Origin of the sequence: Comamonas testosteroni ATCC 11996, assembly GCF_000241525.1 — a bacterium.
GTDB lineage: Bacteria > Pseudomonadota > Gammaproteobacteria > Burkholderiales > Burkholderiaceae_C > Comamonas > Comamonas testosteroni.
Genome location: NZ_AHIL01000011.1, coordinates 230,117 through 254,820 on the forward strand (window position 1 = coordinate 230,117; position 24,704 = coordinate 254,820).

The 24,704-nt window shown below is 62.7% G+C and carries 33 protein-coding genes and 1 tRNA gene; 9 read left to right on the top strand and 25 right to left on the bottom strand.

Annotation, left to right across the window (positions count from 1 at the left end):
• The 3 genes from CTATCC11996_RS05020 to CTATCC11996_RS05030 all read right to left on the bottom strand — a co-directional run bounded on the left by CTATCC11996_RS05020 (position 1) and on the right by CTATCC11996_RS05030 (position 1,750).
• On the bottom strand, positions 1-654 hold the full coding sequence (locus CTATCC11996_RS05020) for a BON domain-containing protein (protein WP_003073818.1): 654 nt from the start codon (positions 652-654) through the stop codon (positions 1-3).
• Entirely contained in the window at positions 651-1,259 is a 609-nt protein-coding gene (locus CTATCC11996_RS05025; protein ID WP_003073820.1) for an SIS domain-containing protein, read from the bottom strand. Before CTATCC11996_RS05025 ends, CTATCC11996_RS05020 begins: the two co-directional genes overlap by 4 nt.
• A gap of 89 nt (positions 1,260-1,348) precedes the next feature.
• Entirely contained in the window at positions 1,349-1,750 is a 402-nt protein-coding gene (locus tag CTATCC11996_RS05030; RefSeq protein ID WP_003073822.1) for a YraN family protein, read from the bottom strand.
• Here CTATCC11996_RS05030 and rsmI point away from each other — a divergent pair.
• Positions 1,750-2,673: a 16S rRNA (cytidine(1402)-2'-O)-methyltransferase gene (rsmI, locus tag CTATCC11996_RS05035; protein WP_003073824.1), complete on the top strand. Its 924-nt coding sequence runs from the start codon at positions 1,750-1,752 to the stop codon at positions 2,671-2,673. The genes CTATCC11996_RS05030 and rsmI overlap by 1 nt on opposite strands.
• A 111-nt stretch (positions 2,674-2,784) precedes the next feature.
• Here the strand turns inward: rsmI and CTATCC11996_RS05040 are convergent, their stop codons facing one another.
• From CTATCC11996_RS05040 to CTATCC11996_RS05050, 3 genes are all read right to left on the bottom strand, one after another.
• Positions 2,785-4,035 (bottom strand): Hsp70 family protein, encoded by a 1,251-nt coding sequence (locus CTATCC11996_RS05040; protein WP_034348226.1) that lies wholly within the window; start codon positions 4,033-4,035, stop codon positions 2,785-2,787.
• A gap of 118 nt (positions 4,036-4,153) precedes the next feature.
• The gene (locus CTATCC11996_RS05045; RefSeq protein WP_003073829.1) at positions 4,154-4,975 is read right to left on the bottom strand and encodes a VOC family protein; all 822 of its coding nucleotides are present in this window, start codon (positions 4,973-4,975) and stop codon (positions 4,154-4,156) included.
• Positions 4,976-4,997: 22 nt separating this feature from the next.
• On the bottom strand, positions 4,998-5,582 hold the full coding sequence (locus CTATCC11996_RS05050; protein WP_003073831.1) for an OsmC family protein: 585 nt from the start codon (positions 5,580-5,582) through the stop codon (positions 4,998-5,000).
• Between the two features lie 221 nt (positions 5,583-5,803).
• Here CTATCC11996_RS05050 and CTATCC11996_RS05055 point away from each other — a divergent pair, with 221 nt between their 5' ends.
• From CTATCC11996_RS05055 to CTATCC11996_RS05085, 7 genes are read left to right on the top strand one after another with little or no spacing between them, the layout of a single operon-like run.
• Positions 5,804-7,516, top strand: a complete 1,713-nt coding sequence (locus CTATCC11996_RS05055; protein ID WP_042437589.1) for a TIGR04028 family ABC transporter substrate-binding protein — start codon at positions 5,804-5,806, stop codon at positions 7,514-7,516.
• A gap of 27 nt (positions 7,517-7,543) precedes the next feature.
• On the top strand, positions 7,544-8,491 hold the full coding sequence (locus CTATCC11996_RS05060; RefSeq protein WP_003050560.1) for an ABC transporter permease: 948 nt from the start codon (positions 7,544-7,546) through the stop codon (positions 8,489-8,491).
• Complete coding sequence (locus CTATCC11996_RS05065) at positions 8,488-9,432, top strand: ABC transporter permease (protein ID WP_003073835.1); 945 nt, start codon at positions 8,488-8,490, stop codon at positions 9,430-9,432. Before CTATCC11996_RS05060 ends, CTATCC11996_RS05065 begins: the two co-directional genes overlap by 4 nt.
• Complete coding sequence (locus CTATCC11996_RS05070; protein ID WP_003073838.1) at positions 9,429-11,114, top strand: dipeptide ABC transporter ATP-binding protein; 1,686 nt, start codon at positions 9,429-9,431, stop codon at positions 11,112-11,114. Before CTATCC11996_RS05065 ends, CTATCC11996_RS05070 begins: the two co-directional genes overlap by 4 nt.
• Positions 11,095-12,213, top strand: a complete 1,119-nt coding sequence (locus tag CTATCC11996_RS05075) for a putative FMN-dependent luciferase-like monooxygenase (protein ID WP_003073840.1) — start codon at positions 11,095-11,097, stop codon at positions 12,211-12,213. The genes CTATCC11996_RS05070 and CTATCC11996_RS05075 overlap by 20 nt, the downstream gene beginning before the upstream one ends.
• The gene (locus CTATCC11996_RS05080; protein WP_003073843.1) at positions 12,210-12,905 is read left to right on the top strand and encodes a CMD domain protein; all 696 of its coding nucleotides are present in this window, start codon (positions 12,210-12,212) and stop codon (positions 12,903-12,905) included. The genes CTATCC11996_RS05075 and CTATCC11996_RS05080 overlap by 4 nt, the downstream gene beginning before the upstream one ends.
• Entirely contained in the window at positions 12,902-13,492 is a 591-nt protein-coding gene (locus tag CTATCC11996_RS05085) for an alkylhydroperoxidase domain protein (RefSeq protein WP_003073845.1), read from the top strand. Before CTATCC11996_RS05080 ends, CTATCC11996_RS05085 begins: the two co-directional genes overlap by 4 nt.
• Positions 13,493-13,501: 9 nt before the next feature.
• Here CTATCC11996_RS05085 and CTATCC11996_RS05090 read toward each other — a convergent pair whose 3' ends face one another.
• On the bottom strand, positions 13,502-15,007 hold the full coding sequence (locus tag CTATCC11996_RS05090; RefSeq protein WP_003073847.1) for a DASS family sodium-coupled anion symporter: 1,506 nt from the start codon (positions 15,005-15,007) through the stop codon (positions 13,502-13,504).
• Positions 15,008-15,275: 268 nt separating this feature from the next.
• On the opposite strand from CTATCC11996_RS05090, the gene CTATCC11996_RS05095 reads away from it, so the two are divergent.
• Positions 15,276-15,593 carry a hypothetical protein gene (locus CTATCC11996_RS05095; protein WP_003073849.1) on the top strand — a complete coding sequence of 106 codons (318 nt, stop codon included), beginning with the start codon at positions 15,276-15,278 and terminating at the stop codon, positions 15,591-15,593.
• A gap of 84 nt (positions 15,594-15,677) precedes the next feature.
• On the opposite strand, the gene CTATCC11996_RS05100 is transcribed toward CTATCC11996_RS05095, so the two are convergent.
• The 18 genes from CTATCC11996_RS05100 to rplN form a co-directional block, all read right to left on the bottom strand.
• A tRNA-Met gene (locus tag CTATCC11996_RS05100) sits at positions 15,678-15,754 on the bottom strand.
• A gap of 40 nt (positions 15,755-15,794) precedes the next feature.
• On the bottom strand, positions 15,795-16,178 hold the full coding sequence (gene rplQ / locus CTATCC11996_RS05105; protein WP_003050544.1) for a 50S ribosomal protein L17: 384 nt from the start codon (positions 16,176-16,178) through the stop codon (positions 15,795-15,797).
• 131 nt (positions 16,179-16,309) lie between these two features.
• A complete protein-coding gene (locus CTATCC11996_RS05110) occupies positions 16,310-17,308 on the bottom strand; it encodes a DNA-directed RNA polymerase subunit alpha (RefSeq protein WP_003050542.1) in 999 nt (332 codons plus the stop codon).
• A gap of 112 nt (positions 17,309-17,420) precedes the next feature.
• Positions 17,421-18,044, bottom strand: a complete 624-nt coding sequence (gene rpsD / locus CTATCC11996_RS05115) for a 30S ribosomal protein S4 (RefSeq protein ID WP_003068426.1) — start codon at positions 18,042-18,044, stop codon at positions 17,421-17,423.
• Positions 18,045-18,133: 89 nt separating this feature from the next.
• Positions 18,134-18,538, bottom strand: a complete 405-nt coding sequence (rpsK, locus tag CTATCC11996_RS05120) for a 30S ribosomal protein S11 (protein ID WP_003050538.1) — start codon at positions 18,536-18,538, stop codon at positions 18,134-18,136.
• 17 nt (positions 18,539-18,555) lie between these two features.
• A complete protein-coding gene (rpsM, locus tag CTATCC11996_RS05125) occupies positions 18,556-18,921 on the bottom strand; it encodes a 30S ribosomal protein S13 (RefSeq protein WP_003050537.1) in 366 nt (121 codons plus the stop codon).
• A gap of 22 nt (positions 18,922-18,943) precedes the next feature.
• A complete protein-coding gene (gene rpmJ, locus CTATCC11996_RS05130; RefSeq protein ID WP_003050535.1) occupies positions 18,944-19,057 on the bottom strand; it encodes a 50S ribosomal protein L36 in 114 nt (37 codons plus the stop codon).
• A gap of 118 nt (positions 19,058-19,175) precedes the next feature.
• Positions 19,176-20,489 carry a preprotein translocase subunit SecY gene (secY, locus tag CTATCC11996_RS05135; protein ID WP_003050520.1) on the bottom strand — a complete coding sequence of 438 codons (1,314 nt, stop codon included), beginning with the start codon at positions 20,487-20,489 and terminating at the stop codon, positions 19,176-19,178.
• Positions 20,490-20,513: 24 nt separating this feature from the next.
• Positions 20,514-20,945, bottom strand: coding sequence for a 50S ribosomal protein L15 (gene rplO / locus CTATCC11996_RS05140; protein ID WP_003050519.1), 432 nt, complete (start codon positions 20,943-20,945; stop codon positions 20,514-20,516).
• An 11-nt stretch (positions 20,946-20,956) separates the two neighbouring features.
• Complete coding sequence (gene rpmD / locus CTATCC11996_RS05145) at positions 20,957-21,139, bottom strand: 50S ribosomal protein L30 (protein WP_003050517.1); 183 nt, start codon at positions 21,137-21,139, stop codon at positions 20,957-20,959.
• Between the two features lie 14 nt (positions 21,140-21,153).
• A complete protein-coding gene (rpsE, locus tag CTATCC11996_RS05150; RefSeq protein WP_003050515.1) occupies positions 21,154-21,675 on the bottom strand; it encodes a 30S ribosomal protein S5 in 522 nt (173 codons plus the stop codon).
• Between the two features lie 15 nt (positions 21,676-21,690).
• On the bottom strand, positions 21,691-22,056 hold the full coding sequence (gene rplR / locus CTATCC11996_RS05155) for a 50S ribosomal protein L18 (RefSeq protein WP_003050513.1): 366 nt from the start codon (positions 22,054-22,056) through the stop codon (positions 21,691-21,693).
• A gap of 11 nt (positions 22,057-22,067) precedes the next feature.
• Positions 22,068-22,601 (bottom strand): 50S ribosomal protein L6, encoded by a 534-nt coding sequence (gene rplF / locus CTATCC11996_RS05160; RefSeq protein WP_003073853.1) that lies wholly within the window; start codon positions 22,599-22,601, stop codon positions 22,068-22,070.
• Between the two features lie 24 nt (positions 22,602-22,625).
• Positions 22,626-23,021: a 30S ribosomal protein S8 gene (gene rpsH / locus CTATCC11996_RS05165; RefSeq protein WP_003050510.1), complete on the bottom strand. Its 396-nt coding sequence runs from the start codon at positions 23,019-23,021 to the stop codon at positions 22,626-22,628.
• A 20-nt stretch (positions 23,022-23,041) separates the two neighbouring features.
• Positions 23,042-23,347 (bottom strand): 30S ribosomal protein S14, encoded by a 306-nt coding sequence (gene rpsN, locus CTATCC11996_RS05170; protein ID WP_003050509.1) that lies wholly within the window; start codon positions 23,345-23,347, stop codon positions 23,042-23,044.
• 8 nt (positions 23,348-23,355) lie between these two features.
• A complete protein-coding gene (gene rplE / locus CTATCC11996_RS05175; protein ID WP_003050507.1) occupies positions 23,356-23,895 on the bottom strand; it encodes a 50S ribosomal protein L5 in 540 nt (179 codons plus the stop codon).
• Between the two features lie 10 nt (positions 23,896-23,905).
• Positions 23,906-24,223, bottom strand: coding sequence for a 50S ribosomal protein L24 (gene rplX / locus CTATCC11996_RS05180; protein WP_003050504.1), 318 nt, complete (start codon positions 24,221-24,223; stop codon positions 23,906-23,908).
• Positions 24,224-24,235: 12 nt separating this feature from the next.
• Positions 24,236-24,604 (bottom strand): 50S ribosomal protein L14, encoded by a 369-nt coding sequence (gene rplN / locus CTATCC11996_RS05185; RefSeq protein WP_003050500.1) that lies wholly within the window; start codon positions 24,602-24,604, stop codon positions 24,236-24,238.
• Positions 24,605-24,704: the final 100 nt, after the last annotated feature.

Genomic DNA, 24,704 nt, shown 5'->3' on the forward strand with positions numbered 1-24,704 from the left:
TCAGTTCATGCTGGAGCGGTCCTCGACCACAGGGGCTGCCTTGGACGTTGCAGCAGCCAGCTCATCTTCGGAGATGACCTCAAACAGGCGCACAACCTTGCTCACATCGTTGACGCCACGGGCGATCTCGGCAGCCCGCTTGGATTCACGCGGCGTGACTATGCCCATCAGATAGACCACGTTGTTCTCGGTCACGACCTTGATGGCCGAGGATGAAATGTCCTTGGCGTTGACCAGACTGGCCTTGACCTTGGTCGTGATCAGAGAATCCTGGGAGCGCTGACCCAGAGTGGCCGTGAAAGGCACGACCTCGATCTCGTTGTAGACCTGGCGCACGGTGGATTGTTCGCGCACCAGCTTCTCGATGGTCGCCTTGTCCGTCGCATTGCCTGCCTGGCCGGTCAGCAGCACCACTCGGTTGTAGCTGGTGGCGCTGACGCGGGCCTTCTCGCCCATCACCTCGCTGATGCGATTGCCGGCACGCAGCTCTATGCCCTGGTCCTCCACCTGTGTGCCGGTGGTGCGCCTGTCCACTGCCGACATGCCCGCCACGGCGGCACCACCGCCCACCAGAGCCACACAACCGCTCAAGGCACCGCCCAGAGCGGCAACGGTCAGGGCCGCGCATGCAACACGGGTCCACTTCAACTTCATAAAGGCATCTCCTGGTCACCAAGCAGTTGAGAGTCCACACCGTCGGCCAGACAGTGCAGGATCAAGGTATGGGTTTCGCGCACACGCGCCGCACGGTCGTGGGGCACGCAGATCAGCACATCGGTCTCGCGCACGGCGGAGGCCAGATTTCCGCCGGTGCGGCCTGTCAACACCACGGCCATCATGTCGCGCTCGTGGGCGGCTTCAAGAGCCTCCAGCACAGCCGTATCGTTGCCGGTCACCGACATGAGCAGCAGCAGATCGCCGGGTTGCCCCAGCGCCCGCACCTGACGCGCCAGATACTGGCTGGCATTGCCGCCCGAACCCGTCGCCCCCACGCTGCCCAGCAGGCCGCCATCGGAAGTCAGGGCCACGGCCGCCAGCTCGGGACGATCGCGCTCGAACCCTGTCACGCACAGGGAGGCAAATAACTGGGCATCGCTGGCCGAAACGCCCGTACCGCAGGCCAGCACCTTGCCGCCGCCCGTCACGCAGGCCAGCATGGCCTGTACGGCGGAAGCAATAGGTTGGCTCAGCGCCTGGGCGGCCTGGTACTTCAGGTCGGCACTGTCGATGAAATGCTGTTGAATTCGTTGCTCTAGCATGGAGGCCCGATGATACCCGCCACCTGTTATCTCTTTGGTAGCAAACCGTTATTTGCGCATCAGTGTTGCGCACAACTATGACGCGGCGACTAAAGCGCCTCGAATGCCGCTTGGAGCCACTCTATGCGCATCTGGTTCCCGGAGCTGTCGACCAGCACCACATCAAAGCGGCATGGCGGCGCTGCCGCAAGCCTCATCAGATAGTGCCTGGCGGCCAGCACGATGCGCTGCTGCTTGAGGCGGCCGATGCTGCCGGCTGCACCGCCGAAGCGCTCGGTGTTGCGGCTGCGGACTTCGACGAACACCAAAGACCCGTCGCGGTCACGCAGGATCAGGTCGATTTCGCCGCCACCACGGCCCGGCGTCCGATAATTGCGCTCGACAAGCTTCAGGCCTCGCGTCTGCAAATGTGCCAACGCAGCATCCTCGGCCTGTTGCCCGCGTGCGGTTGTGCTTTGCGCCGGCTTGGGCCGCTTTCCAAGGAAATCCATTGACTACCTCTTTCGCCTCTGCACTGACTGCCGCACATGACGCGGCCGCTTCCCAGCATTATCCGCAGGCAGCCCTGTATGTGGTGGCGACGCCGATTGGCAATCTGGCCGACATCAGCCTGCGCTCGCTGCATGTGCTGCAGATCGTGGACTGCATCGCCTGCGAAGACACGCGCCACACCCAGGGCATGCTGCGCAGCTACGGGCTGGACCGCCCCGGCAGCCAGTTGCTGGCCGTGCATCAGCATAACGAGGCAGAAGCCGCCCAGCAGGTGATCGAGCGCCTGCAGCAAGGCCAGCGCATCGCCTATGTCAGCGATGCGGGCACGCCCGGCGTCAGCGACCCGGGCGCGCGCCTGTGCGCAGCGCTGCAGGCCGTGGGTCTGCGCAGCATTCCGCTGCCCGGCGCCAGCAGCGTGACATCGGCCATCAGCGTGGCCGGTGCCGTCACGCCGGCACAGGGCGAAAACGGCTTTGTGTTTGCCGGCTTCCTGCCCACCAAGAATGCCGAACGACTCGCCGCCGTGCAAAAACTGGCCGACCAGCCGCGTTGCACCGTGCTGCTCGAAGCCCCGCACCGCATCATCGAGCTGGCCCAGGCTCTGGCCCTGCTGGGCGAGCGCCGCGTCACGCTGGCGCGCGAGATCACCAAGCAGTTTGAAGACATCGCGAGCATGCCGGCCCACGAGCTGGCCGCCTGGCTGCAGGCCTCGCCGCAGCGTGTCAAGGGCGAGTTCGCCATCGTGCTGCACCCTGTGGCGGTGCAACAGGAGTCGGGCGAGCCCGAGCGCGTGCTCAAGCTGCTGCTGGCCGAGTTACCGACCAAGACGGCCGTGAAACTGGCCGCCGAAATCACGGGAGCCAGCCGCAACACGCTCTACGACCGGGCGCTGGAGCTCAAGCGGGCCGCCGAAGAAGAATAAGCACGTCAACCGAGCGCGGTACAAACCGGAGATGCCTGGCAAGGGCTACCTCGCAGCGCAGGTGCCGCCCCCTTTGGGGGAAGCCGTGCAGCAGCTCAGGGGGCTTCGAGTTCAGGCATAGGCCAGACCGGTGGCCACGCCGCCGAACAGGTCGCCCTCGACCTGCGGCACATCGGGGAAAGCGACGCGCAGCGCATCGCGCAGGGTACGCAGGGCCGACGAGCCGCCGGTCAGATAGATGGCGTCTGGTGCCGCCACGCCGGCCTGGCGCACACAGTCCTGCGCACATTCGACCACCTGCAGCAGCAAGGCCTGCAACTGCTCCTGCAGAACCTCCGGGGAGATGGCCGCTGGCAGGTCTTGCTCCAGCCAGTCCAGAGCAATGGCCGAGGGCGCATGGCTTTGCGAAGCCGCAATCTTGGCCTGCTCCACCGCATCGGCCAGCCTATGGCCTTCACGCCAATCCAGTACCTTCATCAGGCGCTGGTGCAGTTGCTGATCGCTGTAATCGCTCTTGAGACCACGCGCCGAAGCCAGGGCCTTGGCCGTGTACAGCCACTGGATCAGATGCCAGGTGGAGAGATCGAAGAACACGCTGCTGGGCACCTCGCGCCCGCTGGGTCCGATGTGCTTGTAGCCCAGCAGCGGCATGACCTGAGCCACATTGAGGCGATGGTCGAAATCCGTGCCTCCGATATGCACGCCGGTGGTGGCCAGAATGTCCTGAGTACGGTCGGCATGCCCGGCCTGTTGCGGGCCCAGACGCACCACCGTGAAGTCCGAGGTGCCGCCGCCGATATCGACCACCAGCACCAGTTGCTCCTCGCTCAGGCGCTGCTCGTAGTCCAGCGCCGCCGCAATCGGCTCCAGCTGAAAGCTGACTTCGCCAAGGCCCGCGGCGCGCGCCGCAGCGGCCAGGGCATCCTGCGCCTGGCGGTCTCGCTGCGGGTGCTCGTCGACAAAATGCACGGGACGCCCCAGCACCACACGCTCCGGCAGACGGCCGTCCAGCGCCCGGCGCGCCTGATCGGCCACGCGCTTGAGAAAGATCGCGATGATGTCCTGATAGCTGACAAGCTGCTCGTGCACCGCAGTCTTTTCCAGCAACAGGCTGCTGCCCAGCAGGCTTTTGAGGGAACGCATCAGACGCCCTTCCTCGCCTGCCAGATACTGCTGCATGGCATCGCGACCGAAATGCGTGCTGTGCTCTTCGGTATTGAAGAACAGTGCCGTTGGCATGCCGGTGGCAGCGCCTTCCAGCGGCAGCAGACTGGCGGTCTTGCCAGGCAGGCGATAGGCGGCAGCAGAGTTGGAGGTTCCGAAATCGATGCCCAGAGTGGCAGGCGTGAGAGCTGTAGTCATGGAAGGCGGCGCTGCACCGCGCCGGCCCGCAAAGGCTGACGCGGCCGCAACGAAAACGCCCACCGAAGTGGGCATGGGTGTCAGCGGGGGCGCTATTCTAGCGCCCCTGTTATTGGGCCTAGGCGGCGGCGGTTTCCCGCTCGCTGCCGGAATGCAGTGCCAGTTCAATGCGCACCCCGTGGGTGGCAACTTCGTCCAGTTCCCGTGCTACCGCCTGCTGCGGCACCGACAGCACAATGGCATAAGGGCCTTCGCCGCGAGTGGCCAGTCTTTGGGCCAGGAAGCCTGCAGCCTGTACGGGTGCGGCCAGCACCAGCTCGGTGGTGCCCAGACCCAGCGATACCTGCTGCGTGCTGCCGTCGGCCGAGACCCGCAGCGCGCTGACATCCACGCCTTCGCCGAGCAATGCCCGCCAGCGCGCCAGGCTGGACTGCAGGTCCTGCACTGCCACTTCCAGACGGGCCACGCCGGTCGCGCCGTTGGGATGCACGCGGGCCTGGCCTTCGGGCACGCGTAGGGCACGCGGCGTCAGGTCGCCGCACAGAAACGGCAGATCCTGGCTGTGGGCGCGTGCATTGCGCCAGCGCAGCTGCTCTCCATCGGGACGCAGACGTCCGCCCTCATAAGGTGCTTCATAGCCCAGGCCACGCGCCTGGGCCGCTGCCACCACGGCGCCGGTCTCGGAAGGCAGCAGCGCGAAGTCGACCAGCCCCTCGCCGTGCTGCTGCAACTGCTGCCACCAGCGCTCCTCGGGCGCAGGCGCACGCCAGGCAATGAGTTCGAAATAGACGCCGTCGGCAAAGACCACCAGGGCGTTGTGCGTGGAGCGGCCCGGGTGCTCGCCGCCGCGCAGCACGTTGAAACCCAGGGACTGATAGTCGGCAATCGTGCGCTCCAGGTCCTGGACCGCGATGACGATATGGTCGAGTGGCAGGCTCATGCAAAAGTCTTTCTAAAGGTTATCAGGCCGCCAGGCGCTCGGGCGCGCTGGAGTCGGTATGACGCACTTCGGCGCGGATGGACTGGGGGCTGCGCAGCAGGTTGAGGATGGGGCAGGTTCGCTCCACGGCCTCGAACAGTGCATCGATCTCGGCGCGGCTGGCCGGCGAATCGATATGCACGGTGTAACCGATATCGTGCGGCCAGATCGGCGTCGCTTCGTGGCCGGGCTTGCCGCCGCGCGGGTCGATGATGCCCGTGACCTCGACTTCGAGGCTCTCCAGCGGCACCTGGCGCTCGGCCGCCTGGATCAGAAAGATATGGGTCACGCAGGTGCCCAGCACGCCCAGTTGCAGCTCGGGCGAGCTCGGGCCGAGGTTGTAGCCCGCGAAGTCGGGCGGGCTGTCGCTGATGACCTGGTGTTCGCGGATGCGCAGGCGGCGCACGCCGCTGCGCCCCTCGGCACGCACGCTGGCCTTGAGTCTGGCGGCCTGGGCCGTGCCCGCCTCGATGGCGGCGCTGCGTGCCAGCACGGCCGCGCGTTTTTCGGAAAGATATTCGTTGAGATGACTCATGAGCGGGCTTTCGATAAAGGAATGCCAGGCCATTGTTGTGAGAGCGGCGCGTCGGGCCAACAAAGGAATTCGTCTGCGCTTATGCGCGTAGCAAATATGCAGGTTCACGCTGCTTAGTTGTTTTTCGCATAACGATGCTACTCAATATATGAGCACGAATATTTGGCGTCAATAGCATGAGAACCATGAATCCGGTCGGTCGCTGCGGCGATGCGTCCGGAACCTGAATTTTCAGCGCCATGCGGCGACGAGGTATGAACGTGTTTTTCCCTTCGCAGACGGATCCATCGATAAAACAGCCAGTGAACAGGTCGGCCAAACGCCGGGCCCTGTGGGCCGCAGTGGCGGTACTGACGGGCGGCATGCTGCTGGCCGGCTGCTCCAGGCAATCCGGCACGGCCCAGGCCGATGCATCGGCCAAGCCGGTCCAGGGCGGCACCCTGGTCTACCTCGAACAGCAGGCACACACCAATCTCTATCCGCCTGCGGGGGGCTTTTATCCCAACGGCGGCGTGCTCAACCAGATCACGGACAAGCTGACCTATCAGGACCCCGAGACACTGGAGATCCAGCCCTGGATCGCCGAGTCCTGGACCGTGAACGCCGACGCCACCGAGTACAGCTTCAAGCTGCGCTCCGGCGTGAGCTTCTCGGACGGATCGCCGCTGGACGCGGCCGCCGTGGCGCGTAACTTCGACACCTACGGCCTGGGCAACAAGGCGCTCAAGCAACCGGTCTCCGAGGTCATCAACAATTACGAGCGCAGCGAAGTCGTCGATCCGCTGACCGTGAAATTCTTCTTCAAGAAACCCTCGCCAGGCTTTCTCCAGGGCACTTCGGTGATCGGCTCGGGCCTGGTCTCGCCGGCCACGCTGGATCGTCCATTCGAGGAGCTTGGCGATGCCACGCGCATCATAGGTTCGGGCCCCTTCGTGGTGGCCAGCGAGACCCTGGGCAAGGAGCTGGTGCTCAAGGCGCGCAAGGACTACAGCTGGGGCCCGGCCAAGCTGGCCCACCAGGGCCGCGCACGCCTGGATGAAGTCAAGTTCATCGTCACGCCCGAGGACAGCGTGCGCATAGGCGCACTGCTGGCCGGCCAGGCCGGCTTCATCCGCCAGGTCCAGGCCTATGACGAAAAGCGCGTGGAGCAGCAGAAGTTCGCCATCTATGCGCCGTCCACGCGCGGCGTGAACAACAGCATCGCCATCCGTCCCGACAACGCCCTGGTGGCCGACCTCAAGGTGCGCCAGGCCCTGCTGCATGGCACCAATACCAAGGAGATCGTCGAAACCCTCTTCTCGCCGCGCTACCCGCAGGCACGCTCGGTGATCGCCTCCACGGCAGCCGGCTATGTGGACCTGTCGGCCAAGCTGGTCTTTGACGAGGCCAAGGCCAGACAATTGCTCGACGAGGCCGGCTGGAGCCTGGGCGCCAACGGCCTGCGCCAGAAGAACGGCCAGGACTTCGTGCTCTCGACCTACGAATCCCTGCCCCAGCCGCAGAACAAGGAGACCTTGCAGCTCGTGGCCCAGCAATGGGCCAGGTTGGGCATCAAGCTCAATGTGCTGGCCGGAGACTCGGGCAGCCGCACGGTGGACACGCTGGACCCCGACAAGACCGGCGTGCTGCCGGGCATGGTGGGCCGCGCCGATCCCGACGTGATCAAGAGCAACTACTACCCAAGCAACCGCAATGTGCTGCTGCAAAAAGGCGGTGTGAGCCAGAAGGTCAAGTCCTTCGAGGACGGCAAGCTCAACCGCCTGTTCGATGCCATCGCGGCCGAGACCGATGCCAACCGGCGCCTGGCGCTGACCGGCGATGTGCAGAACTATCTGATCGATCAGGCCTATGTGATCCCGATCTTCGAGGAACCCCAGGCCTTCGCGGGTGCGACCTGGGTGCGTGAGGTGGGCTTCGAGGCCGTGGGCCGCCCCAGCTTCTACAGCACCTGGCTGGCCAAGCGCTGAGTGCGCACCGATCAAGGAGGCGCACCCATGCCACGCCGCTATCTGCTTGGCCGCATCGCACAGGCCGCCCTGGTGCTGTGGGCGGCTTTCACGGCCTCTTTCATCCTGCTGCAGCTGCTGCCGGGCGACGCCGTGCTGATCAAGTTCCTGAACCCCGAGCTGGGCCTGGGCCCGCAGGAGATCGCCGACATCCGCGCCGCCTATGGTGCCGACCAGCCCGTCTGGCAGCAATACCTGCACACGCTGGCTCAGTTCCTCACGGGCCATTTCGGCTACTCGCTGCAGGCCGGCGTGCCCGTGAGCCAGGGCCTGGCCACCAGTCTGCCGCCAACGCTGCGCCTGGCGGCCCTGGGCTTTTCCACGGCGGCGCTGCTGGCCATCGCTCTGGCGGCCGCAGCCAGCCTCGCGCCTCTGGCCTGGCTGCGCAATGCCCTGCAAGCCCTGCCCTCGGTCTTCGTCTCCGTGCCCGTTTTCTGGCTGGGCATCATGCTGATCCAGGTGCTGTCCTTCCGTCTGGGCTGGATTCCCGTCATCAATCCCGGTCCCTGGGAAGGTCTGGTCCTTCCCACGCTGACGCTGGCCGTCCCGATTTCGGCGCCACTGGCCCAGATCCTGCTGCGCAATATCGACACCGTGCTGGCCCAACCCTTCGTGGCCGTGGCGCGCGCCAAGGGCGCCTCTCGCGCCTGGGTGCTGCTGCACCATGTGGCGCGCAATGCCTTGCTGCCGACCTTGACGATTGCCGGCGTGCTGTTCGGCGAGCTGCTGGCCGGTGCCGTGGTCACCGAGGCCGTGTTCGGCCTCAACGGCCTGGGCACGCTGACCCAGCAGGCCGTGGGCAACCAGGACACGGCCGTGCTCCAGGCCGTGGTCGTCGTCTCGGCCGCCGCCTTCGTGCTCATCAACCTCGCCGTGGACCTGCTCTACCCGCTGCTCGATCCTCGTTTGCGTCATTCTGTGGAGAACCGGGCATGAATACCGCCGTCTCGACCGCCATTCCCAAGCCCCTGGCATCCGGCGTCGCATCGTCCGCAGCGCCCAGGCTGGCGCCCTCGCCGGCACCGGCACCGGCACCGGCCGCAAAAAGCCTGCGCCCCGCCCTGACCGATCTGCAAAGGCTCAGGCGCCTGCCGCCCACGCTGGCCCTGGCATGGCTGGTGATTGCCACCGCCGCGCTGTGGGCCCTGGTTCCGGGCTGGTTTGCCCATCAGAACCCCGTCGTCGGCCAGGCCGGCCAGCAGTTGCTGGAGCCCGGCCTCGCGCACTGGCTGGGCACGGATGCGCTGGGGCGTGATCTCTGGGCCCGCGTGGTGCATGGCTCGGTGCACTCCTTGTCGGGTGCTTTCCTCGCCGTGGCCGTGGGCCTGGTGGCGGGCACGCTGATCGGCCTGCTGGCCGGTGCCGCGGGCGGCCGTGTCGATGATGCTCTGATGCGCTTCGTCGACGTGCTGCTGGCCGTGCCCTCGCTGCTGCTGTCGCTGACCATCATCATCTTGCTGGGCTTTGGCACCATCAATGCGGCCATCGCCGTGGGGGTGGCATCCGTGGCCGGCTTCGCGCGCCTGGTGCGCTCGGAAGTGGTTCGCGTGCGGCGCTCCGACTATGTGGAGGCGGCCTTCGGCAGCGGCGGACGCTTTGCCGCCGTGCTGTGGCGCCATGTGCTGCCCAATTCGCTGACCTCGGTGGTAGCCCTGGCCGCGCTGCAGTTCGGCTCGGCCATCCTGTCGATTTCCACGCTGGGCTTTCTGGGCTACGGCGCGCCGCCGCCCACGCCCGAATGGGGTCTGCTGATCGCTGAAGGGCGCAACTACATCGCCACCGCCTGGTGGCTGACCACGGCGCCGGGCCTGGTCGTGGTGGCCGTGGTGCTGGCCGCCAACCGCATCGGCGCCTCCTTCGCGCGGAGGTCGGTATGAGCGCCCTGCTGCAAGACCGCCCTGCCACCGCAATCCCTGCCGCAACCGCAGCCCCGCTGCTTGAGGTCCAGAATCTGGTCATCGCCTACCGCGACCACAGCGGCCAGGAACAGCGCGTGGTCCACGGCCTGTCGTTTTCCGTGGCGCCCGGCGAGGTCGTGGCCCTGGTCGGCGAATCGGGCTCGGGCAAGACCACAACGGCCCAGGCCGTGATCGGACTGCTGGCCGACAACGGGCGCCGCGAGCAAGGCAGCATCCGGCTGCAGGGCACCGAGGTCTCGGACTGGAGTGCCGCGCGCTGGAACAGCATTCGCGGCCGCGTGATCAGCCTTGTGCCCCAGGATCCGACCACCTCGCTCAACCCCGTGCGCACCGTGGGCGACCAGGTCGGCGAAATCCTGCGTATTCACGGCTTGCGCGACCGCTCCGCCATCGAGACGCGCGTGATCGACCTGCTGACACGCGTGGGCCTGTCACAGCCCGCCCTGCGCGCGCGCCAGTATCCGCACGAGCTGTCGGGCGGCATGCGCCAGCGCGTGCTGATCGCCATCGCCATCGCGCTGCGGCCTGCGCTAATCATCGCCGACGAGCCCACCAGCGCGCTGGATGTCACTGTGCAGCGGCGCATCCTGGATCTGATCGACGAGCTGCGCCGCGAAACCGGCACCGCTGTGTTGCTGGTCACCCACGACCTGGGCGTGGCGGCCGACCGCGCGCATCGCCTCATCGTCATGCAGGGCGGCCGCATCCAGGAACAAGGCCCGACACTGGAGCTTCTGCGCAATCCGCAAAGCGCCTATACGCGCCGCTTGCTGTCTGATGCTCCGTCGCTCACGCACGCCCCTCGTCGCACTGCGCCATCGGCGGCGGCCGCTGCCCAAGACTGGGCCATCGAGGTCGAGGACCTGGTCCACGACTTCCATGCCCCCGGCCAGGGGGGCGGCGTTTTCCGCGCCGTGGACGGCGTGTCGCTGCGCCTGCGCCGGGGCTCCACGCATGCCATCGTCGGCGAGTCGGGCTCGGGCAAGACCACGACCATACGCGACATCGTGGGCCTGGCACGCCCTACATCGGGACGCATCCGCATCGCCGGCGCCGAACTCACGGGCCTGCGCGGCGAGGCCCTGCGCCAGCTGCGGCGCAAGGTCCAGCTGGTCTACCAGAACCCGTTCAGCTCGCTGGACCCGCGCCAGCGTGTCTTCGACATCATCGAGGAGCCGCTGCTCAACTTCGAGCCGCTGCCGCCCCAGGAACGACGCCAGCGCGTGCATGACATGCTGGAGCGCGTGGGCCTGCCGGCCGCCGTGCTCGAACGGCGCCCGCATGCGCTCTCGGGCGGCCAGCGCCAGCGCGTGGCGATTGCACGCGCCCTGGTGCTGCAACCCGAGGTGGTGGTGCTGGACGAGGCCGTTTCGGCACTGGACGTGACCGTACAGGCCCAGATCCTGGCCCTGCTCGCGCAGCTGCAGCAGGACCTGGGCCTGAGCTATCTCTTCATCTCGCACGACCTTGCCGTGGTGCGCCAGATCGCCGACACGGTGTCGGTGCTGCGCGCAGGCAAGGTGGTGGACGCAGGCAGCGTCGAGGACGTGTTCCTGCACCCCACCAGCGACTACACGCGCGAACTCATGGACGCCATTCCCGGCAAAAGGAGCATTGATTTTGTCCCCCACCCCGCCTGACACTCTTGCTCGCGCGCGCCCTGCACCGCGCCTGGGCTTCTTCAGCCGCCTGCTCGATGAGGTGCCGGCCGGCGAACGCTACCGTCTCGTGACCGAGCAAATCGCCCATGCCGAAGCCCAGGGTTTCGACTCGGCCTGGATCGCCCAGCATCATTTCCACGAAAGCGAGGGCGGCCTGCCCTCGCCCTTTGTCTTTCTGTCGCATGTGGCGGCCCGCACGCGGCGCATCCGTCTGGGCACGGGTGTGGTCACGCTGCCGCTGGAAAACGCGCTGCGCGTGGCCGAGGATGCGGCCGTGCTGGACCTGCTGTCTGGCGGCCGCCTCGAAGTGGGCCTGGGCACAGGCGGCACGGCAGAGTCCTTCGAGGCCTTCGGCGTCACAGGCAGCGAGCGCGGCGCGGTCTTTGCGCGCAACTTCGCCATGCTGCGGGATGCCTGGGCCGGGCGCGAGCTGGCAGGCGGCGTGCGCCTGTACCCCGCAGCCCCGCAGTTGCTGGAGCGCGTCTGGCAGGCCACGTTCTCGGTCGAGGGCGGGGCACGCGCCGGCGCCAACGGGGACGGCTTGATGCTCTCTCGCACCCAGCCCCGACCCGAAGGCCGACCCCGGGCCACGCTGTCCGAGATACAGAACCCCATCATCGAGGCCTATCTCGCGGCCTTGCCCGCAGGGCGCGCACCGCGCATCCTGGCCTCGCGCACGCTGCTGGTTGCCGACAGGCGCGAACAGGCACTGCAATGGGCCGAGGCCGGTCTGCGCCGTTCGGCCCAGCGTCATGCGGCCCTTGCCTCATCCGCGTCCACGCAATGGGCAACGCGCGTCGATCCGCAGGCGCCGCTGCAGCAGCTCATTGAAGCCTATGACGTGCATGTGGGCACGCCCGAGGAGGTGATCGCCTCGCTGCGCGCCGACACGGCGCTGGCGCAAGCCACCGACATCGTGTTCCAGGTCCACTCCATCGACCCGCCGCACCAGGGCATTCTGCGCTCCATCGAGCTGACGGCAGCCGTCGTGGCGCCGGCTCTGGGCTGGCGCCGCAGCGAGGCCCCCACAGGCGCTTCCCAGCCCCTTGTCCAGACCGAACTGCTTCAAGCCGCATGATCATGAGCAACACCGCACAGACCCGCTTTCCCGAAGATGTGATCGACCACCTCGCCGACATCGCTGCAGGCAGCACGCTGGATCAGGTGCGCCGCCACCGCAGCGAGGCTCGCACCCAGGCCCAGCAAAGCTTTGCCGCGCTGTTCACCCCCGCCGAGCCCGTTGCAGGAACCGTCTCGCTGCGGGAGCGCCTGACGCTGGCTGCCTTCACGGCAGGCCTGCACGGCGAGCCACGCAGCACGGCCTTCTACACACGCTCCCTGGCGGACGAGGATGCCGATCTTGCCGATGCCGTGAGCTCGGAAGTGGTGCGCGGGCGCGCTGCCAGCCTGCAGCCCGGCAGCGGCCCGCACGGCCCCTACGGGATCTATCCGGCCGGGCCCTTGAGCCGCGAGGACCAGAGCGGCCCCAGCTACGCCGTGGACCCGGCGCATGCGGCCTTGCTGGGCCCGCGCCTGAGCGCCGCGCTGGCCCATGCCCATCTGCTGGCCTACCACCCACGCGATGCGAGTGCCCAGGCCCTGCTGGCGCTGCAGCAGGCCGGCTGGAGCGAGACCGATATCGTCATCCTGTCCCAGCTCGCCTCTTTCCTGTCCTTCCAGATCCGCCTCGTGGCGGGGCTACGCGTGCTCGGAGCACGAGCTGCAGCCGCCACGGCATCTTCCACCATCGCCCTTCAAGCCCAGCCATGACCACTACGCACAACACCTCCCCCCAGGTCTTCACCCAGGAACAGCTCGACTGGCAGCCGTGGATAGCTCCGCTGCAGGAGAGCGAGCTGAGCGAGCGCCACCATGCGGGGCTTGTGGACGCGGCGCGCGCGCGTTCACCCTATTTCCGGCTGCTGGCGCGCGACCCCGACACACTGGGAGCACGCACGCGCACCGACAAGGACATCTTCTACAACCCCAACGCCGGCCTGCCGCGCGCCGAGCGTGAACTGGCAGCAGCTGCAACCTCACGCACCAACGGCTGCATCTACTGCGCTTCGGTACATGCGCGCTTTGCCACGCATTTCTCGCATCGCACTGCCGATGTGCAGCGCCTGCTCGATGAAGGTCCGGGCACCGACCTGGGCCCTCGCTGGAATGCCATCGTCGCCGCCGCCGTGGCCTTGACGCAGACACCGCCCGCGCTGGAATCCAGCCATATAGATGCGCTGCTCGCCGCCGGCCTCGACGACGCGGCCATCTCCGATGCCCTGCAAGGCACGGCTTTCTTCAACTGGGCCAACCGGCTCATGCTGTCTCTGGGCGAGCCCCTGCATACGGCCACCTGAGGCCGCAGGTCACCACAGCCCCAGCAACTTCCACCAGGCACTGCCGACGACAGCAAAGATCAGCAACTCCAGCACGCACATCGCGGCCCCCACACGCCACCAGACACCCAGAGTCACATAGCCGCTGCCGAAGATGATGGGCGATGTGCCGGTCGCGTAGTGCGTCAACGTCATCATGATGGCCGAGCCGGCCGTCATCATCAGCATAAAGGGCACGACGTAGTCGGCTGGGATCAGTTGCGCCCCCACGGTCAGAAAGGCCAGCATCATGGCGCTGATATGGGCCGTGGTGCTGGCAAACAGATAGTGCGAGAAAACGAAGATGCCCACCAGAATGGCAGCCACGGGCAGCCAGTCCAGGCCGCTGGCGACGATGGCATTCTTCAAGCCCTCGGCAAACCAGGCAACCACCCCCAGCTTGTTGAGCTGCTCGGCCAGCATGACCAGGGCACCGAACCAGATCAGGGTGTCCCAGGCGCTTTTCTCGGACAGCACGTCATCCCAATCGATGGTCCCCGTGATGATCAAGGCGAACAAACCGAGAAAAGCCACCACGGTCGGGTCCAGCGTGAAAGCCGGACCAAACAGCATCTGCGGCACATTCGCCCACAGCAACAGCATCCCGCCGAAAGTCCCGAGCATCACCCGCTCCTTGCCTGACAGCGGCCCCATGCGGGCCATCTCGGCACGCGCGTACTCCACGGCATTGGGCGTGGCCTTGAGTTCGGGTGGCGACAGCAGATAGACCGCCAACGGCATCAACAGCAGACACAGCAAGCCTGGCAGCAGCATGTACAGCGCCCAGCTTGTCCAGCTCAGATGCAGGGACTGGCCCGTGGCCTTGGCCACCAGGTCCACAACCAGAGGATTGGGCGCCGTAGCGGTCAGAAACATGGCCGAGGTGATCGGGTTGGAGTGGTAGTTGACCAGTGCCAGATAGGTCCCGACCTTGCCCTGCGTACCCTTGGCCGGGTCCGACTCGAAGGCATTGGCAATGGACTTCATGATCGGATGCACGATGCCGCCGCCGCGCGCCGTGTTGCTGGGCGTGAACGGGGCCAGCACCAACTCGCAGATCGCAAGTCCGTAACCTATGCCTATGGTGCGCTTGCCCATCAGCGCAATGAACAGCAATCCGATGCGGTTGCCGAGCCCCGTTTTCTTGAGGCCGCGCGAGATCAGAACAGCCACCACGATCAGCCAGATCAGGGGATTCGCAAAGCTGCTCAGCGCATCCGTGATCGCCCCCTTGGAGGAACTGGAGGTCACCTGGGACAGCGACACGATGACAATCGCCATCAACGCCATCACGCCTATGGGCATGACCTTGAGAATGATCGCCACGATGGTCGTCAGAAAGATGGCCACCAGCTGCCATGCCTTGGCATCCAGCCCGGCCGGCACCGGCGTCAGCAGCAGACCAATCAGCACCAGAGTGGCAACCAGTGCAGGCACCAGCCGAAACGGCACGGCCGATTTGAGGTAGCGGAACATCGAGACGATTTTCTCGAACATACAAGTCCTTTTCTTTACCTGCAGCGCATCGAGACACCATACCTCAGCTCGGAGAATTCCAGGAGACACGGACGGGCATTGGTGGTCAGGTCGCAGACTGGCATCATGATGCAGTGCCGCACGGTCGCGACCCCAGGCCGACCTTCACCTTGCCGGCATTTGATAAGCATCAAGACTTGTAGAAGCAAAACCAACGGCCGGACCCGGGGTATGCCAGCATCCGGGTCTGGGACAGACGTCCATGGATTGAGCAGGAGAGCCACCCTACATGCCAGCGAATCGATTCTTGCCCGATGAATGGGAAAACCGCCTTGAGGCAATAGACCTGGAGATCCTGCATCAGGCAGCTATCTGCAGGATCCGGCTGCTCGACCCCGGTGCCGTGGAGCGCGTGCTGGCCAATGATGCCGGCATCTGCGGTGCCGAACATGACACGGCATTCAGGACCTTGCGCGGCCTGCTCTATCTGCACTACACCGAGGTACTGCATATCAGCGAGGTGCTGAGCCCGGAGATCGCCCAGGTGATCGCCGACCGCGTACGCGAGCACCTGCGCCGTCGCTCAGGCACGCAGTCAGGGGTATGACGAGCTAAGGCGGGTGCTGCCTTCTGGCCCATGGAGAAAATGGACAAAAAAAAGGTCACGACAATGTCGTGACCTTTTTCAATTTGGTTGCGCGAGAAGGATTTGAACCTCCGACCTTTGGGTTATGAGCCCAACGAGCTACCAGACTGCTCCATCGCGCGGTATTTCCAAATTATAGCAGGCTTTGCAGCCTGCCCTGGCTTATTCAGCTGCTGCAGCGGCTTCTTCAGCGCGCTCGACCAGTTCCACATAGGCCATGGGAGCGTTGTCGCCCACGCGGAAGCCCATCTTCAGGATACGTGTGTAGCCACCGGGACGCTGAGCGTTGCGGGGACCCAGCACATTGAACAGCTTGGTCACGCTGTCGCGGTCGCGCAGGCGGTCGAAAGCCAGACGGCGGTTAGCCACGGTATCAACCTTGGCCAGAGTGATCATGGGCTCGATCACGCGGCGCAGTTCCTTGGCCTTGGGGACCGTGGTCTTGATTGCTTCGTGCTCGATCAGCGAGTTCATCATGTTCTGCAGCATTGCCTTGCGGTGTGCAGAAGTGCGGTTCAGTTTGCGGAGGCCGTTGCCGTGACGCATGGTGCTTTTCCTTTGCTCCCCGTTTTTATCCGGAGATCTTTTCTAAATTAAATCAGGCAGCCGTATCAGGTACTGCCCGAGGCACTTGGACTTTGCCAGATCAACTCTAGCAAAGTCCTCTATTGTAGCAATTAACGCTTTTCCAGGCCAGCTGGTGGCCAGTTTTCAAGCTTCATGCCCAGAGTCAGACCGCGGGAAGCCAGAACTTCCTTGATCTCGTTGAGCGACTTACGACCCAGGTTAGGAGTCTTGAGCAGCTCGTTTTCGGTACGCTGGATGAGGTCACCGATGTAGTAGATGTTCTCTGCCTTGAGGCAGTTGGCAGAACGCACGGTGAGCTCGAGCTCGTCCACAGGACGCAGCAGGATGGGATCGAACGACGTGGCAGCGCCGCGGCCACCGGCAGGAGCGTCGAACACGCTGGCGATATCGCCACCGTCGAGCTGGGCAAACACTGCCAGTTGCTCCACCAGGATCTTGGCAGATGCACGCACTGCGTCTTCAGCGGTGATGGCACCGTTGGTCTCGATTTCCAGAACCAGCTTGTCCAAATCGGTACGCTGTTCCACACGTGCGGATTCGACAGCGTAGCTCACGCGCTTGACGGGCGAGAACGAGGCGTCGAGCACGATACGGCCGATCGACTTGGTCGATTCGTCACCGTAGCGGCGCACGTTGCCGGGCACATAGCCGCGGCCCTTTTCCACCTTGATCTGCATGTCCAGCTTGCCGCCTTGCGACAGATGGGCGATCACATGATCAGGGTTGACGATTTCTACGTCGTGGGGGGTCTGAATGTCACGCGCAGTGACAACACCTTCGCCATCCTTGCGCAGGCTCAGGGTGACTTCGTCACGGTTGTGCAACTTGAACACCACACCCTTGAGGTTCAGCAGGATGTTGGTCACATCTTCCTGGACACCGTCGATGGAGGAGTACTCATGCAGCACTCCAGCAATCGTCACTTCCGTCGCTGCGTAACCCACCATGGAGGAGAGCAGAACACGGCGCAGGGCATTGCCCAGCGTATGACCGTAGCCACGCTCAAACGGCTCCAGAACAACCTTGGCACGATTGTGACCAAGTTGCTCGACATTGATTGTCTTGGGCTTCAGCAAATTCGTTTGCATGCAGACTTCCTCTCAATACCCTCGGCTCGTTACACCGGTAAGGCTGGTGAAGCACCCACGGCGCGATGCCTCGCGCCGTGGGGACGGTTTACAGAAATGTCGCTGCTAAAGATTAACGCGAGTACAACTCAACGATCAGGGATTCGTTGATGTCAGCTGCGAATTCATCGCGGTCAGGAGACTTCTTGAAAGTACCTTCTGCCTTGTCAGCAGACACTTCAACCCATGCGGGGAAGCCCACTTGAGCCGCCAGTTGCAGAGCCTCGACCACGCGAGCTTGCTTCTTGGACTTTTCACGCAGAGCAACCACGTCGCCTTCCTTCACGGAGAAAGAAGGAATGTTCACGGACTGGCCGTTCACAGTGATAGCCTTGTGCGACACCAGCTGACGTGCTTCAGCGCGAGTGGAGCCGAAGCCCATGCGGTACACAACGTTGTCCAGACGCGATTCCAGCAGCGACAGCAGGTTGGCACCAGTGTTGCCACGCTTGCGGTCAGCAGCTTCGAAGTAGCGGCGGAATTGCTTCTCCAGCACGCCGTACATGCGCTTGACCTTCTGCTTTTCGCGCAGTTGCAGACCGTAGTCGGAAGTGCGCTGACCGGAAGTGCGGCCATGCTGACCAGGCTTGGTGTCGAACTTTGCCTTGTCTGCGATGGAGCGACGGGCGCTCTTCAGGAACAGATCGGTGCCTTCGCGGCGGGAGAGTTTTGCCTTAGGGCCAATATAGCGTGCCACTTGATTTCCTTTGTGTCATCTACCGTGCGCAAACACGGGAGCCGCCCGCGATGCAAATGCACCTGGGCGGCGGTGGGCTTGGTAAAAAATTAGATACGACGACGCTTTTGAGGGCGGCAGCCGTTGTGGGGAACCGGAGTCACGTCCGAGATGGAAGTGATACGGATACCCAGAGCACCCAGGGCGCGAACCGAGGATTCACGGCCAGGACCGGGACCCTTGATTTCGACTTCCAGGTTCTTGATGCCCTGTTCGATAGCAGCACGACCGGCCACTTCCGAAGCAACCTGAGCAGCAAAGGGAGTCGACTTACGCGAACCCTTGAAGCCCTGGCCACCCGACGAAGCCCACGACAGAGCGTTGCCTTGACGGTCGGTGATGGTGATGATCGTGTTGTTGAACGAAGCGTGCACGTGCGCGATACCGTCAGAAATATTCTTACGGACCTTCTTGCGAACGCGAGCAGCTGCGTTGTTTGCGGGAGACTTAGCCATAATGATCTTTCAATCTCTTATTTCTTCAGAGCCGCTGCACCCTTGCGCGGACCCTTGCGAGTACGGGCGTTCGTGCGGGTACGTTGACCGCGCATGGGCAGGCCGCGACGATGACGGAAACCGCGGTAGCAACCGATGTCCATCAAACGCTTGATGTTCATGGTGGTTTCGCGACGCAGATCACCTTCCAGAGTCATGGGATTCAGGAAGTCACGGATCTTTTCCAGATCAGCGTCCGTCAGGTCCTTGACCTTCTTGGAATACTCGATACCGCATGCTTCGCAGATTTTGCGAGCTGTAGTGCGACCGATGCCGAAGATGGCGGTCAGGCCGATTTCAGCATGCTTGTGCGGCGGGATGTTAATGCCAGCAATACGTGCCATATTAGTCCTCTAATGCTTTCAATCAACCTTGGCGCTGCTTGTGGCGCTGGTCAGTGCAGATCACGCGCACAACACCTTTGCGGCGGATGATCTTGCAGTTACGGCAGATTTTCTTGACCGAAGCCGAAACTCTCATTCTTTTCTCCTAAAACTTTCCATCCACTATCGGCCTATCGACCGGGAAACAATGCCCGCGATAGATCGATGGGCGTCTACTAACTTTTGGCAGGCTGCCCCCTTGGGCAGCCTTGTCATCAAATACCAGCCTTAAAGTTCGCTTTTTTCAGGAGCGACTCGTATTGCTGCGACATCACGTAGTTCTGCACTTGCGCCATGAAGTCCATTGTCACGACCACGATGATCAGCAACGATGTACCACCGAAGTAGAACGGAACGTTGTACTTCAGGATCAGGAATTCGGGCAACAAGCACACGAAGGTAATGTAGATCGCGCCAGCCAGGGTCAGGCGAACCAGAATCTTGTCAATGTAGCGGGCTGTCTGTTCGCCAGGACGAATCCCGGGGATGAAAGCGCCACTCTTCTTCAGGTTGTCGGCAGTTTCCCGGCTGTTGAAAACCAGGGCCGTATAGAAGAAGCAGAAGAAAATGATCGCGGCAGCATAAAGGATGACATAGATTGGCTGACCAGGGGTCAACGTGCTCGCAATATCCTTCAGCCAGCGCATGGATTCTCCTGCACTGAACCAATTCACCACCGTAGCGGGCAGCAAGATGATCGACGAAGCGAAGATGGGAGGAATCACACCTGCCATGTTCAGCTTCAGTGGCAAGTGCGAAGACTGACCACCGTACACCTTGTTGCCGACTTGTCGGCGTGCGTAATTCACCAAGATCTTGCGTTGACCTCGTTCGACATACACGACGAAATACGTCACGGCTGCCACAACGAGAACAATGAAGATTGCCGCCAGAATGCTCATGGCACCGGTGCGCACCAGTTCCAGCAGACCGCCGATAGAGCTCGGCAGGCCTGCGGCGATACCGCCAAAGATCAGTATCGAAATACCGTTGCCCAGACCACGTTCAGTGATCTGTTCACCGAGCCACATCAGGAACAGGGTACCGGCCGTGAGACTGACCACCGCAGTCATGCGGAAGCCAAAACCAGGGTTCAGAACCAAGCCTGCGGAGCTTTCCAGGGCAACAGCAATTCCCAAGGACTGAAACAGCGCCAGGCCCAGAGTGCCGTAGCGGGTGTACTGGGTAATCTTGCGACGACCCGCTTCACCTTCCTTTTTCATCTGCTCGAATGTCGGGACCACGTAGGTCATGAGCTGCATGATGATCGATGCCGAGATGTACGGCATGATCCCCAGTGCGAACACTGTGAAGCGCGAGAGCGCTCCACCCGAGAACATATTGAACAGATTGAGAATGCCGCCCTGCTGGCCAGAGAACAGCTGCTGCAGCTGCGCTGGATCGATGCCCGGAACGGGGATATGCGCCCCGATGCGGTATACGACCAGCGCAAGCAACAGAAAAACCAGACGACGACGCAGGTCGCCGAATTTTCCAGTCTTTGCAATTTGAGCTGCGCTAGTAGCCACGGATGTCTTCTTTCAGAACTTTAATCAGGCGATGCTGCCACCGGCAGCTTCGATGGCAGCCTTGGCACCGGCGGTAGCGCCGATACCGTTGAGCTTGACAGCCTTAGTCAGTTCACCGCTCTTGATGATCTTCACCACCTTAGCGATAGAGCCAACCAGACCGGCTTGCTTCAGAGCAGCCAGATCGACTTCGGCCAGGCCGAGCTTATCCAGCTCGGACAGGGTCACTTCTGCATTGAACTTCAGCAGATGCGACTTGAAGCCACGCTTGGGCAGGCGACGCTGCAGAGGCATCTGACCGCCTTCGAAGCCCACCTTGTGGTAGCCACCCGAACGCGACTTCTGACCCTTGTGACCGCGACCGGCAGTCTTACCCAGACCAGAACCGATACCGCGACCCACGCGACGCTTGGCGTGCTTGGCGCCGTCTGCAGGCTTGATGCTATTGAGTTCCATCATCAATCCTTTCAGAGAACCTTCACCAAGTAGGCGATCTTGTTAATCATGCCGCGCACTTCAGGAGTGTCCTGCAGTTCGCTGACGCTGTTCAGCTTGCGCAGACCCAGGCCACGCACAGTCGCACGGTGCGACTCTTTGGTGCCGATGGGGCTACGAACCAGCTGAATCTTGACAGTTTGTTGTGTTGTCATGTGCTGGACTCCGATCAGGCGGTGAAGATGTCTTCGACCGACTTGCCGCGCTTTGCTGCCACGTTCGCAGGGGTCGTGGAGTTCTTCAAAGCGTCGAAAGTTGCGCGAACCATGTTGTAGGGGTTCGACGAACCGTGGCTCTTGGCCACGATGTCGGTGATACCCACCACTTCAAAAACAGCGCGCATAGGGCCGCCAGCAATGATGCCGGTACCCTTGGGAGCTGGGTGCAGCTCGACCTTGGCAGCGCCGTGATGGCCCTTCACCGAGTGGTGAATGGTGCCGCTCTTCAGTGCAACCTTCATCAGGTTGCGACGGCATTCTTCCATCGCTTTTTGCACGGCAGCAGGCACTTCCTTGGACTTGCCCTTACCCATGCCAACGCGACCGTCACCGTCGCCAACCACGGTCAGTGCAGCGAAGCCGAGAATACGACCACCCTTCACAACCTTGGTGACGCGGTTGACCGCGATCATTTTTTCGCGCAGACCGTCGTCACGACCTTCGTCTTGCACTTTGGGGGAAAATTTAGCCATTTGTATCCGCTCCGCTTAGAACTGCAGGCCCGCTTCGCGAGCGGCTTCTGCCAAAGCCTTCACGCGGCCGTGGTATGCAAAACCGGCGCGGTCGAAAGCCACTTTCTCAACGCCAGCAGCCTTAGCCTTCTCAGCAATGCGCTTGCCGATCAGCGTGGCGGCGGCCACGTTGCCACCCTTGCCAGCGGCGCCGAGTTGCGAACGCACTTCGACTTCTGCAGTGGAGGCCGAAGCCAGCACGGTAGTGCCGTCTTCCGAAACCACGGAGGCGTAGATATGGAGATTGGTGCGGTTCACGCTCAGACGTGCAACGCCTTGCTGGGCAATGCGGATGCGAGTCTGACGGGCACGGCGCAGACGCTGCTCTTTCTTGTTCAACATCATGCAGCTCCTTACTTCTTCTTGGTCTCTTTGATCACGACCTTCTCATTCGCATAGCGAATGCCCTTGCCCTTGTAAGGCTCGGGAGGACGAACGGCACGGATCTCAGCAGCCAATTGACCGACCACTTGACGGTCAGCACCCTTGATCACGATTTCAGTCGGAGTGGGGGTAGCGACAGTGATGCCGGCAGGCATCTCGAAGTTGACGGGGTGCGAGAAGCCCACAGCCAGGTTCAGCTTGGAACCTTGTGCAGCGGCCTTGTAGCCCACGCCAATCAGCGTCAGCTTCTTCTCGAAGCCTTCAGTCACGCCCTTGACCATGTTGTTGACCAGCTGGCGGATGGTACCGGCCAGAGCGTCAGCTTCACGGGAGTCGTTGGCGGGAGCAAAGGACAGCTTGCCGTCGTTGTTGCCGATAGTCACCAGGCCGTTCAGAGCCAGCGACAGATCGCCGCCCTTGCCCTTGACCTTGATGGTTCCAGCGTTGATGGACACATCCACACCTGCGGGGATGGTCACAATAGCTTTTGCTACGCGAGACATTTCAGTATTTCTCCTTAATGTCCGTTAGGCCACATAGCACAGCACTTCACCGCCGATACCGGCAGCACGTGCTTTGCGATCAGTCATCACGCCCTTGGGAGTAGTGACGATGGCCACACCCAGGCCGTTCTGGACCTGAGGGATTGCGTGACGACCCTTGTACACGCGCAGGCCGGGACGGCTCACACGTTCGATACGTTCGATCACAGGGCGACCGGCGTAGTACTTCAGGGTAATTTCGAGTTCGGACTTGCCACCTTCGGACTTCACTTCGAAGCCGTCGATATAGCCTTCTTCCTTCAGCACTTGTGCGATGGCAACCTTGACCTTGGAGGAAGGAGCCGACACAGTGGCCTTGGAGACCAGTTGTGCATTGCGGATGCGGGTCAGCAAGTCAGCGATGGGATCACTCATGCTCATGTTTAATCTCTCCTGCTTGCTTACCAGCTGGCCTTGGTGACACCGGGGATGTCGCCAGCAAAGGCCAATTCACGCACCTTGGCACGACCCAGACCGAATTGGCGGAAGGTACCGCGAGGACGGCCAGTGATCTCGCAACGGTTACGCTGGCGAGTGGGGTTCGAGTTACGGGGCAGCTTCTGCAGACCCAGGCGAGCGGCATCGCGCTCTTCGTCGGAACGCTTCACGTCGCCGGCGATTGCCTTCAGTTCTGCATACTTGGCAGCATACTTGGCTGCCAGCTTTTCGCGCTTCAGTTCGCGCTGAATCATTGCTACTTTAGCCATGCGCCACCTCAGTTCTTGAAGGGGAATTTGAAAGCGGCGAGCAGTGCCTTGCACTCTTCGTCGTTCTTCGCTGTTGTCGTGATGCTGATGTTCAGACCACGCAGAGCGTCCACCTTGTCGTACTCGATTTCGGGGAAGATGATTTGTTCTTTGACGCCAACGTTGTAGTTGCCGCGACCGTCGAACGAACGACCCGAAATACCACGGAAGTCACGCACGCGGGGCAGAGCCACGGTCACGAAACGGTCCAGGAATTCGTACATCTGAACGCCACGCAGGGTCACCATGCAGCCGATAGCCTGGCCTTCGCGGATCTTGAAACCAGCGATAGCCTTCTTGGCCTTGGTCACCACAGGCTTCTGACCAGCAATCTTGGTCAGGTCAGCCACGGCGTTGTCCATCACCTTCTTGTCGGCCACGGCTTCGCTCACACCCATGTTCAGAGTGATCTTGGTCAGACGGGGCACTTCCATAGCGGAGGTGTAGCCGAACTTTTCTTTCAGTTCAGCCGCGATCTTTTCGCGATAGAGTTTTTGCAGTCGTGCCATGTGTTACTCCTTAGGCGGCGATTTCAGCGCCATTGGACTTGAACACGCGAACACGTGTGCCGTCGGCGTTCACCTTGATGCCCACGCGATCGGCCTTGCCGGTCGCTGCATTGAAGATAGCCACGTTGGATTGGTGGATAGGCATGGCCTTTTCCACGATACCGCCGGTGGTGCCCTTCATGGGGTTAGGCTTGGTGTGCTTCTTGACCAGGTTGATACCGTCCACGATCACGTGGGAGTCATCCTTGCGCAGAGAAACCACGCCACGCTTGCCCTTGTCACGGCCGGTCAGCACGATAACTTCGTCGCCCTTGCGAATCTTGTTCATGGTGCTATTCCTTTAGAGAACTTCAGGGGCCAGCGACACGATCTTCATGAACTTTTCGGTACGCAGTTCACGAGTCACGGGGCCAAAGATGCGGGTGCCGATAGGCTCCAGCTTGGCGTTCAGCAGCACGGCGGCATTGCCGTCGAACTTCACGAGCGAACCGTCTGCACGACGGATGCCCTTGGCGGTGCGCACAACCACAGCACTGTAGATCTCGCCTTTTTTGACGCGACCACGAGGAGCTGCTTCCTTGACGCTCACCTTGATGATGTCGCCAACACTTGCGTAGCGACGATGAGAACCGCCCAGCACCTTAATGCACTGAACAGACTTCGCGCCGGTGTTGTCGGCAACCTCTAACCGAGATTCTGTTTGGATCATTTCAATATTCCCAACTTGCTCCAGCAACGCTCGACAGCCCCAGAGTCTTCTCAAGGGCTGATCAAGCAGCCGGTCAGTCTTGGGCCCGTCGTCCACCTTC